At 48.8% G+C, this 3,211-nt stretch carries 4 protein-coding genes; 1 reads left to right on the top strand and 3 read right to left on the bottom strand.

Annotation, left to right across the window (positions count from 1 at the left end):
* Positions 1 to 212: 212 nt before the first annotated feature.
* The gene (locus BLV54_RS14840; protein ID WP_143032550.1) at positions 213 to 650 is read left to right on the top strand and encodes a hypothetical protein; all 438 of its coding nucleotides are present in this window, start codon (positions 213 to 215) and stop codon (positions 648 to 650) included.
* A 73-nt stretch (positions 651 to 723) separates the two neighbouring features.
* Here BLV54_RS14840 and BLV54_RS17405 read toward each other — a convergent pair whose 3' ends face one another.
* From BLV54_RS17405 to BLV54_RS15850, 3 genes are all read right to left on the bottom strand, one after another.
* Entirely contained in the window at positions 724 to 831 is a 108-nt protein-coding gene (locus BLV54_RS17405) for a Hint domain-containing protein (RefSeq protein ID WP_371113309.1), read from the bottom strand.
* 276 nt (positions 832 to 1,107) lie between these two features.
* The gene (locus tag BLV54_RS14835) at positions 1,108 to 2,679 is read right to left on the bottom strand and encodes a hypothetical protein (RefSeq protein ID WP_090572367.1); all 1,572 of its coding nucleotides are present in this window, start codon (positions 2,677 to 2,679) and stop codon (positions 1,108 to 1,110) included.
* Between the two features lie 228 nt (positions 2,680 to 2,907).
* Positions 2,908 to 3,105, bottom strand: a complete 198-nt coding sequence (locus tag BLV54_RS15850) for a hypothetical protein (protein WP_143032549.1) — start codon at positions 3,103 to 3,105, stop codon at positions 2,908 to 2,910.
* Between the last annotated feature and the right edge of the window lie 106 nt (positions 3,106 to 3,211).

Raw genomic sequence — 3,211 nt, 5'->3', positions numbered from 1 at the left:
CCAGGCCAAAACAATCAGAAAAAAGGAAGGATGCTCCATCGAGCAGCTCTTTACCGCTTATGCACTTTAAATCATTTTATATGGGATCAGCTATAGCTCCCTAATCTCCGGTAAATTTTAGTAAAATCAAAGAAGCAACAACACAATCCTTGTGACGATCTTTTTCGCGTGAAACTGGAATAGATATTGGGCCAGCACCACAAGCTGTACGATTGACAGGGAAGATTCATTGGTCTGTAGTGGAAGAACGGTTGTATTCTGAGAAAGGCCGCCCTCGTATTCCGAACTGCTTGGTGGCAGATCCGCATCACCTGAAGCACACTTTCAACGACTCGATTGAAACGGTGGAACCGATGACCGGGCGCATGGAAGACAATGGATATCTGGCAAGAAACTTTCTCAAAAGTGTAGCAAGTGATGCTATGAATGCGTTGCTATGCGGTGATAGCAGTTTAACCTACCGCGCTGACTTTGACCTCTGCCGACGCAAAACGAATCAGCAGAGTGCGAGTCGGTTCCACAATGGGGCCCGTGATACGGCGCGGGTAGCATTCGATCAGACACTCCGCGGTACCAACTCGGATGGCGTTAAGCAATGCTTCCGGGCATCTGAGAGACAAACATATCCCGCCCCGGCAACGCCGGTCTGAAGGTTCCTGCGATGATACGCACTGGCGCATTCTTGGTTAATCCGAAAAGTGTAGTGATACGTTGATGGCCAATCTACCGTAGCGGTTGCCAGTCGCCGTTCAGCGTTTGCAGTTCGTTACCTATTGCCAGTCCCTCGACTGGGCAGTAGCCATACCGGGTCAGAACCCGCGTACCGCGCAGGAATCAGGCGTAAGTAAAATTAAAAGTATCGGAATTTACAGGCCAGGAATAAGGTTTTGAGTGAAAGTATTGATTTCGTCAGACCGTATAACCGTAACCGAAATAGTGCACCCAGCTAATAAGGTGCTTAATGTTGAATTATCTGAGCCTTCAATAATAAAGCTATCTGAAGCTTCAGACTTCAGTTGCATTTACAGTTTTATTACCAGCAACACTGGTCATTTCAATGTTTGAAATAAGCTATTAAAACCATACTGATGCCTGAGGGATAGTTGCTTACTCCAGAACCCTTCGTAGTTTAAAACCTGTCAATCCTATGCCAAGCATGCGGACATCTTTCTTCCCCCAGGATTGAGGCGAACTGGCATCCGGCAGATCAAACTTTATTCGATATACATTTTTTCCATTCAGATACTCTGGATTCAATGGCAACCGGAAAGGCACGTTGTGCGTGGTGTGGTCCAATTTCCAGCATAACAGAGGATGGCCGTTGATACTTACAACCACTCGCTGGAACAAGCAGCCTGACGGCAAAAAAGTGTGAAGATAGAGTAACAGTTCACTGCTGCCGTCTATTACCTCAGTTTCGAACTGGATAGTTGCTTTGGAGCTGTCCGTCCAACGCCCCCACGGTTCGCCGCCGGACCAGCCCTCACCGAAAAATAACGCCAAGGTTTTCTCTTCACTGGCGGCGATATACTGGTCGAACGGTAAACGTGGCTGTGACGCTAATTCGACCGCAACAGGCATAGCGCACTCAACCAGCATTTCGGTGGAAGGCGGCAAAGAGGAGAAATTGAAGTTCTTTTTTGCGGCAGCGCCTAACCCTGTGCTTGCCCACTGGCTTGCTGCAGCGGTCATCGCCGCGATATTCAGCAATTGAGGCCATCCTACATTACTATCCCGGCCAGAAGCCACTACTTCAGCGTTCTTGCGCACCTGCCGCAGCCAGACGGTGAAATGACGCGCACGCGCTGTTTCGCTGTGACTTATACAAAGCTGCTGGGCCAGGCCAGACGTGTCCACGACCAGGCTGTCTCTCAAAGCTGACAAAATTGTTTCTATCCCGCCGGAGTTCTCAAAGCAAGCTGGCCCTGCATGCGCATCGAGAACCCGCGATAGATTTTCCTGTGTCAGCAGCCCGGCGCTGCCGCGTTCATCTGCTACAATTACAGTCGCCCCGGCCGCCGCAGCCTGAAGTGCTGCTCGACCCGCTGCGATGACACATCTGTAACGAGCATAAAACTCCGGCGGCATCTCCTGCACACTCGCGGCATGCTGCAAGCGCTCGAGCCCCACTCCTAAGACTTCGCAGGCAGCTGCCACCGTCGAACTAAAGACGGTGTCATCAGATAACAAGAGCACGCTATTCAGTTTAGAAACCGCTGATTTCGGCGAGGGATAATCCTCCGTATTTATCTCTGCGGTCAAGCTGAATTGCCGATCCAGCGGGACACCGCAACCCACCAACATCCCTCGCAGGAATGGCGCATCGGAGAGATAGCCCACGATGCGTGGATGCACCGGAAGGACACCTTGCAATATATTATCGATCGTCACGCCATAAACCACTGGCTGACGGCGGGTGCTGCCCAGTACCTCATTGATCGCCGATAAATCCCAGCAAAGGTACATATCCGGTTCTCTCTCGTTCGAATTAAGATCTGCCAGAGATTGGACAGTTGTCCAATCCGCTTCCTCTTGTAGCGAGTTCAATCCCCTCCTGGTAATTACAACATCCACCGACTTCCGGTTTCGCTCCAGTAAGCGCAGAATCCGGCGATAAGCATCACAAAGCAACGGTTGAGCGGGCGAAATCAGACAGAGATCTAAAACCAGTTTTTCCATGCTTATGAACCATTAGGAGATAAAGTGCACCCAGCAGCCACTTTCGAACATTAGAACAGACCCGACACAACATGCAGGCAGTTAATAACTATAAGTATTATGTGAGAATATTATAATGTTATAAATGGAAATAACATATAATTTATGTAGTTTATTTTCCTACACAAAAATAGGAATATTTCCTACACATAGCAGGAAATATTCCTACGTTATTTTACTATTTTCGATTTAACCTAAAAACCGCAGTTGGACGAGGTGGAGCGTGTAGTGATCCAGGTGTGAGGCCAGGCGCGATGAGGCCGCAGGGCCGTTCTCTGCAGCAAAGAGCAACGCCGCATTCGCGCCTGGAGCGACAGACGATGTACCTCGTAGTAGCATCACTATTCTGGTGAATGAGATAATTTCTAAAATTCCTTTATATGTCATGATCTTAATTAACGTGAGTTCGACATAAGAATCACAACCCTACAAGTGGAAGAGCTTGAGTGAATCTGATATTAAGTGAAGGTTTCTTCTCGCGGAACGTGTAAGC

It is taken from the genome of Nitrosomonas sp. Nm33 (genome assembly GCF_900107265.1).
Taxonomy (GTDB): Bacteria; Pseudomonadota; Gammaproteobacteria; order Burkholderiales; family Nitrosomonadaceae; genus Nitrosomonas.
The sequence above is the reverse complement of the archived record's forward strand: the minus strand, read 5'-3'. Positions and strand labels throughout refer to the sequence as shown.

What these genes read in the sequence shown, in the direction of transcription:
- BLV54_RS14835 (WP_090572367.1), bottom strand. Translation starts at nt 2,679, where the DNA reads ATGGAAAAACTGGTTTTAGATCTCTGTCTGATTTCGCCCGCTCAACCG.
- BLV54_RS15850 (WP_143032549.1), bottom strand. Translation starts at nt 3,105, where the DNA reads ATGACATATAAAGGAATTTTAGAAATTATCTCATTCACCAGAATAGTG.